Source organism: Endozoicomonas sp. ISHI1, from assembly GCF_024606225.1.
Classification (GTDB): Bacteria; Pseudomonadota; Gammaproteobacteria; order Pseudomonadales; family Endozoicomonadaceae; genus Endozoicomonas_A.
The window spans coordinates 24,025-31,390 of the sequence record NZ_JAGRPU010000053.1 but is presented as its reverse complement, the minus strand read 5'-3'; the positions used below and the strand labels follow the sequence as shown (position 1 = coordinate 31,390).

4 protein-coding genes and 1 pseudogene are annotated in these 7,366 nt (G+C 46.2%); 2 read left to right on the top strand and 3 right to left on the bottom strand.

Going from position 1 to position 7,366, the window contains the following annotated elements; translation table 11 throughout:
* From KBW69_RS21285 to KBW69_RS21275, 3 genes are all read right to left on the bottom strand, one after another.
* Positions 1 to 955, bottom strand: a 955-nt coding sequence (locus KBW69_RS21285; RefSeq protein WP_257282197.1) for an F-box/WD repeat-containing protein, incomplete at its 3' end; no start/stop codon positions are given.
* 178 nt (positions 956 to 1,133) lie between these two features.
* Positions 1,134 to 2,936, bottom strand: a complete 1,803-nt coding sequence (locus KBW69_RS21280; RefSeq protein ID WP_257282196.1) for an F-box/WD40 repeat-containing protein — start codon at positions 2,934 to 2,936, stop codon at positions 1,134 to 1,136.
* Between the two features lie 180 nt (positions 2,937 to 3,116).
* Positions 3,117 to 4,922, bottom strand: a complete 1,806-nt coding sequence (locus tag KBW69_RS21275) for an F-box/WD40 repeat-containing protein (RefSeq protein ID WP_257282195.1) — start codon at positions 4,920 to 4,922, stop codon at positions 3,117 to 3,119.
* Between the two features lie 671 nt (positions 4,923 to 5,593).
* Here KBW69_RS21275 and KBW69_RS21270 point away from each other — a divergent pair.
* Together KBW69_RS21270 and KBW69_RS23980 are read left to right on the top strand one after the other, a co-directional pair.
* Positions 5,594 to 7,195 (top strand): C2H2-type zinc finger protein, encoded by a 1,602-nt coding sequence (locus tag KBW69_RS21270; RefSeq protein WP_257282194.1) that lies wholly within the window; start codon positions 5,594 to 5,596, stop codon positions 7,193 to 7,195.
* 49 nt (positions 7,196 to 7,244) lie between these two features.
* Positions 7,245 to 7,355: pseudogene (locus KBW69_RS23980) on the top strand (hypothetical protein); the annotation flags it as partial.
* Positions 7,356 to 7,366 lie beyond the last annotated feature (11 nt).

Genomic DNA, 7,366 nt, shown 5'->3' with positions numbered 1-7,366 from the left:
GCACGTGGCTGCCATCGGTGCTGAAGGTGGCTGAGTTAACCCAATCATCATGGAAAATGGTGAGTTTTTCTTCCCATGACCCATCGCCTCCCTCAGCACAGATTTTCGCCGTATTATCCATATTGGCGGTCACCAAATGGCGGCCATCGGTACTGAAGGTGACTGAGTAGAAATCGCCCTCATGGAAAATGGTGAGTTTCTCTTCCCATGCCCCATCGACTTGACTATAGATTTTTGCCGTTTGATCGTAACTGGTGGTCACCACATGGCGGTCGTCGGCGCTGAAGATAGCTGATTCGACATCGTCTTGATGGGAAATAATGGTTTCTTCTACCCATTTTCCATGGGTGTTCTGACCATAGATTTTCGCCGTTTTATCTTCACTGGCAGTCACCAGATGGCTGCCATCGGCATTGAAGGTGGCTGAGTTCACACTGTCCTCATGAGCAATGACGGCCTCTGTATCTACGTTGAACGTCTCGCATTGAGCCATCAGTCGAGCTTTTGCGAAATAGAATAGAGCAGGAAAATATTCACTGTTTCGGCGTTCTATGACTGACTCGACTAACGCTTCATCCTTCGTAAACGGTCGCAGCCAGTTACGGAGTTTTTCTTTATCCTCGATAGGAAGGATTGTCTTTAATTGATATTGGTGTGGTGAAGAAAAACGACGATACCATGCCCTTTCCACTGCATGATCGTTTTTAATAACCCAGTTAAGGTGAGTACAAACCTGCTGCAAGCGGACAACATCCCTAACTTCCAACAAGCCAATAATTTTATGGGTTGTTTCGATGGGTAAATCGAAAAACAAAAGTTTTTTCTTTTCTTCCTTGTCAGGTATAGCAATGGATCTACCCGCACTAACACCTGATGATTCTCCCCCTAATCGAGCGCGATTAATTGACGGCGAGAGTGAACCGTCCATGCTGAATGTATTATTCGCTGGATCCAAACCCGGTTTCTCCTGAGTTGGTATTCCCCCCAATTAACAAGGAGGTTCAAGATTGACGAGATAAATTAGAATCGGTTTTGTAAAAAAAGTTCAAAAAATGGTTTTAAGTGCAACTAATAACGTTTCTGTCTTTCAGCGCCTGCAGAATGGCGTCTCTTTTATTGATCACAGCAAACCATCAATGTTTCATCTGAAGTCTGTTAATTTGCACCGTGTTATCGTCAGAGATAGTCATTACATGGTGGCCATCGGTGCTAAAGGTGGCTGATTCAATCGAATCATTGTGGAAGATGATGGCTTTTTCGACCCATGACCCATCAAGCTCCTCTCCATAAATTTTTGCCGTACGATCCATACTGGCGGTTACCAGATGGCGGCCATCGGGGCTAAAAGAGGCTGAGTTGACCCAGGAACCATGGAAAATAGTAGCTTCTTTCTTCCATGAACCATCGGTCTTCAGGCCATATATTATTGCCGTTCCATCTCTACTGGCGGTCACCACACAGCGTCCATCGGCACTGAAGGTAGCTGAGTTGATATAAACATCATGGGAAATGGTGACATTTTCTTCCCACGATCCATTGGCCTGCTGACTATGGATTTTGACCTTGTTATCTTCACCGAAGGTCAACACATGACGACCATCGACACTGAAGGCGGCTGAGACGACCCGGTTATCATGAGAAATGATGAATTCTTCTTCCCATGACCCATCTTTCTTCTCACCATAGATTTTCGCTGTGTGATCGAAACTGGCCGTCACCAAATGGTGGTCATCGACACTGAAGGTAGCCGACTTCAGACAACCATCATGGGGAATGATCAATTTTTCTAGCCATGACCCATCTTCTTCCCGATCGTGGATTTTCACCTTGTTATCAGCACCGACGGTCATCACGTGTCGGCCATCGGTGCTAAAAGACGCTGAGTCGACAAAGGCATCATGGAAGATGGTGACTTCTTCTTCCCATGATCCATTAGTCTTATGGCAGAAGATTTTCGCCGTGTTATCGAAACTGGTGGTTACCAAATGACAGCTATCGGAGCTGAAGGTGGCAAACATGACCCAATCATTATGGGAAAGGGTGAGTTTGTCTTCCCATGATCCATCATCCTTCTGGCTAATAATTTTCGCCGTGTTATCCCAACTGGCAGTGACCAGATGGCGACCATCAGGGCTGAAGGAGGCTGAAGGGATCGTATCATTGTGGGAAATGGTGAGTTTATAGACCCACGACCCATCGACTTGACCATAAATTTTTGCCGTTCCATCTTCACTGGTGGTCACCACGTGGCGGCCATCGGCGCTGAAGATAGCTGACCTGACAGGGGCTTCATGGGAAATAATGGTTTTTTCTACCCATGTTCCGTGGGTCTTCTGGCCATAGATTTTCGCCTTTTTGTCGTCACTGGCTGTCACGACGTAGCGGCTATCGGCGCTGAAGTTGGCTGATCTGACACAATTATGATGGGTAATGGTCGCTTTTTTCTCTACATTAAATGTTTTACATCGAGACATCAGTCCAGTTTTGGTGAAATAAAAAAGAGCAGGAAAATAAGTAGCCTTTCGTCGCTTTATCAGGGACTCGACTAACGCTTCATCCTTCGTAAACGGTCGCAGCCAAATACGGAGTTGATTTGTATCCTCTGTAGGAAGGGCTGCCTCTAATTGATATTGGTGTGGTAAAGAAAACCGCTGGTACCATACCTTTGCCAGAGCATGGTCGTTTTTAATAACCCCGTGTAAGTGAGTAGAGACCTGTTGTAAACGGGCAATATCCCTAAGTTGCAACAAGCGGATAATTTTGATGGTTAATTCCTCGGGCAAATCGTGCAATGAAACTGTTTTCTTTAACTCTCTGTCGGGTATAGCGATGGACCAACCTCCACTGGTACCCGCTGATGCTCGGCGCAATGGAGCGTTCGCAGGCGGTAGGGAGGGTAAATCGACTATGCCCGATTTATTATTCGCAGAATCCAAACCTGGTTTCTCCTGTGTTACTACTCTGTCTCGATTAAAAAAGGGCTTCCAACGCTGATGCAATTAATCAGAGCAGGTTTTACAGTAAAAGTTCAAAACATGGTTTTAACTGCAACTAATAAAGTTTCTGTCTTTCAGCACCTTTAGAATGGCGTCCCTTTTATTGATCACAGCAAACCATCAATGACTCATCCGAAGTCTGTTAATTTGCACCTTGTTATTGTCAGAGATGGTCATTACATGGTGGCCATCGGAGCTAAAGGTGGCTGAATCAATCGAATCATTATGGGAGATGATGGCTTTTTCGACCCATGACCCATCAAGCTCCTGACCATAAATTTTTGCCGTTCGATCTTTACTGGCGGTTACCAGATGGCGGCCATCGGGACTAAAAGAGGCTGAGTTGACCCAGGAATCGTGAGAAATAGTGGCTTCTTTCTGCCATGATCCATCGGTCTTCAGGCCATATATGATTGCCGTTCCATCATTACTGACGGTCACTACACTGCGTCCATCGGCGCTGAAGGTAGCTGAGTTGATAAAGTCATCATGGGAAATGGTGACATTTTCTTCCCATGATCCATTGGCCTGCTGGCTATGGATTTTGACCTTGTTATCTTCACCGAGGGTCATCACATGACGGCCATCGGCACTGAAGTCGGCTGAGGCGATCGAGTCATCATGGGGAATGATGACTGTTTTTTCCCATGAACCAGCTGTCTTTTCACCATAAATTTTCGCCGTGTGATCTGAACTGGCCGTCACCAAATGGTGACCATCGAAACTGAAGGTAGCTGAATTCACAATGTCATCATGGGAAATGATCAATTTTTCTAACCATGCTCCATCTTCATTCCGTTCGAGGATTTTCACCTTTGTATCATTTCCAACGGTCACCACATGTCGGCCATCGGCACCAAAAGACGCTAAGTCGATCCAGTCATCGTGGGAAATGGTGAATTCTTCTTCCCATAATCCATAAGTCTTCTGACAGAAGATTTTCGCCGTGTTATCGAAACTGGTAGTGACCAAATGACGGCTATCGGCGCTGAAGGTGACAAACGTGACCCAATCATTATGGGAAAGAGTGAGTTTGTCTTCCCATGATCCATCATCCTTCTGACTAATAATTTTTGCCGTGTGGTCGTCACTGGCGGTTACCAAATGGTGACCATCAGGGCTGAAGATGGCTAAGTTGATCATAAGATTATGGGAAATAGTGTGTTTATGAACCCATCTCCCACCGGCTTCCTGACCATAGATTTTCGACGTGTTATCCAAACTGACGGTCACCAAATGGTGGCTATCTGCACTGAAGGTGGCTGAGATGATGGCAGAATCGTGGGCAATGATGGCTTTTTTCACCCATGATCCATTGTAATTCTGGCCATAGATTTTCGCCTTTTTGTCGTCACTGGCTGTCACGACGTAGCGGCTATCGGCGCTGAAGTTGGCTGATCTGACACAGTTATGATGGGTAATGGTCGCTTTTTTCTCTACATTAAATGTTTTACATCGAGACATCAGTCCAGTTTTGGTGAAATAAAAAAGAGCAGGAAAATAAGTAGCCTTTCGTCGCTTTATCAGGGACTCGACTGAGGCTTTATCCTTCGTAAACGGTCTCAACCAACGACAGAGTTGACCTGTATCCTCTGCAGGAAGGGCTGCCTCTAATTGATATTGGTGTGGTAAAGAAAACCGTTGATACCATACCTTTGCCAGAGCATGGTCGTTTTTAATAACCCCGTGTAAGTGAGTAGAGACCTGTTGTAAACGGGCAATATCCCTAAGTTGCAACAAGCGGATAATTTTGATGGTTAATTCCTCGGGCAAATCGTGCAATGAAACTGTTTTCTTTATCTCTCTGTCGGGTATAGCGATGGATCTACCCGCACTAAAACCAGATGATTCTCCCCCCAAAGGATTGCTTATAGGTGGTAGCGAGGGTGAATCAACGATGGCGAATTTATTAGCATAAGAATGCATGCCAGATTTCTCCTAAGTGACTAGCAGCCTGTCGGACTTAAGCGTCCGTAGCGAGGATTGCAAGAAATTGAGGATAAAAATTTCTGCTTCTGAGGAGAATAGCGAGCTATTTGACGAAGAAGCAGGAATTTTTAGACCAATTTATTGCAACCGCAGTAGGACGGCCTTAAGTCCGACAGGCTGCTAGCTCCCAGATTAACAAGGATGTTCAAAATTGATGCAGCCAGTTAGATTCACTTTTGAAATAAAAGTTCCATCGTCATAACTCAAAAAACAACCATCCTTCAGCCCCAAAAAGATCAGGAAATCGGCTTTTAAAAGCTTATTACCCAACAAAACGGTTTTTTCCAATAAATCCTTCATAATCATTTACAAACCGAACACATCATGCACTTTCCTGATGGACTGGAACAGAAGTAACAATGAAAACGAAAAGCCCGGGGGCTGACCTCTGCAGGGGACAATTCTCAAACCGGATTCTGCGACAGACATTAGCTATAAGACATCGTCGTTTCAGTAAAATTTCAGCACGTTTGGATGGATGAGAGAATCCATGAACTACTATGTTTTAGTTCCTTGCCCCTTATCCTCTCGTCTATCCTCACTGCTCCTATCCATAGAAAACAAAGGATAGAACCATTAAAAGCCTACTCCTGCACATATTGGTCTGTGTGCCTTTCGCCTGCCCGGTTGAGCCGCAGGCCTACCGTTTTATCGTTGAGGTTAACCAGAATGAGGTTTCGACAAGCCAAGGTTTTTCTATAAAAACCGAGCCGGGCACATTATCCGCAATGACAATGAACGATGGGAGGCCGATGCAAAACGAACCATCACACATTACCCGCACAAACGGATATTCAGGGTCAGGCATACCAACCGATGACAAACCCTGTAGACGAAACAAACTTCAGATCATCACTTTGATGTATGGAACGGGCGGCGACAACTATTCCCGGACAACGGGGCCAGATAATCATGGTTATTCATTCAATAGACATTCAGAAAAATCGCATCATCTATACGACAATGAACATAACGATAAAAATTCGGGTCGGCCCACAGACTCCCGACATAGCCTTGACGAAAATTGCCATGAACAGCCCTGTTGTCATCGACAAGGACGCTGTATCTTCGCTCCCGCCACAAGCACCCGGTGTCGTTCAACCTCAGAAGACTCTTTCGCTTGCAGAACAGATGTCTATTTGCAAACAGGCGATCAGGAATCCGGCTCGGTAAGCCATCCTGCTGAAGGTCCGACAGATGTCTCAGGCGCTGACAGCACAACCGGTCCAGCATTAACATTAAACCCACCTCCTGCGAAAAAACAAAGGAAGGCAGGCTCCAAAAAATACTGGTGTGATCACCCCGGCTGTGAAAAAACACTTGGCTCTCAAGCCTCATTGAACAATCACAAAAGGCAATATCACACCGGGGAGCAAGCCTGTTCTGAGTGCCGGAAGATCCTGCCAAACGCAAAAGCTCTGTCGGTTCACAAAAGAAAAGGTCACACCTCAGAGCAAACCTGCCCCGAGTGCCAGAAGACCCTGCCAAACGCTCAAGCCCTGTCGAATCACAAAAGTCAATACCACACCGGAGAGCAAACCTGCCCTGAGTGCCAGAAGACCCTGCCAAACACTATAGCCCTGTCGAATCACAAAAGAAAAGATCACACCCCAGAGCAAACCTGCCCCGAGTGCCAGAAGACCCTGCCAAACGCGAAAGCCCTCTCAACTCACAAAAGTCAATATCATACCGGAGAGCAAACCTGCCCTGTGTGCCAAAAGACCCTGCCTAACGCGAAATCCCTCTCGACTCACAAAAGAAATGATCACACTCCAGAGCAAACCTGCCCTGAGTGCCAGAAGGTTCTGACAAACGCTCAAGCGCTTTCGACTCACAAAAGAAAAGATCACACCCCAGAGCAAAGCTGCCCTGAGTGTCAGAAGACCCTGCCAAACGCTCAAGCCCTTTGGGTTCACAAAAGAAAAGATCACACCCCGGAGCAAACCTGCCCTGAGTGCCAGAAGACCCTGTCAAACGTCCAAACCCTATCGATTCACAAAAGTCTATATCACACTGGAGAGCAAACCTGTCCTGAGTGCCAGAAGACCCTGCCAAACGCGAAAACCCTATCGGATCACAAAAGAAAAGATCACACCCCAGAGCAAACCTGCCCTGAGTGCCATAAGACCCTGCCTAACACTCAAGCCCTGTCGAATCACAGAAGGCAACACCGAAAACGAAAGCTTGATGATGCAAAGCCCAATGATTGATGTCTGCTGGTCACAGGCTCAGGAGGGAAAGGCACTGTAAACGTTTGGGCATGATTTGAAGTGCAATGTTCACGTCCATCTGTCTATCACCTGCGGCGGGTTAACCGATGACAAATCTCGTCTATCCTCACTGCTCCTATCCATAGAAAACAAAGGATAGAACCATTAAAA

Coding starts and splice junctions, on each gene's coding strand:
- KBW69_RS21275 (WP_257282195.1), bottom strand. CDS start 4,922: ATGCATTCTTATGCTAATAAATTCGCCATCGTTGATTCACCCTCGCTA.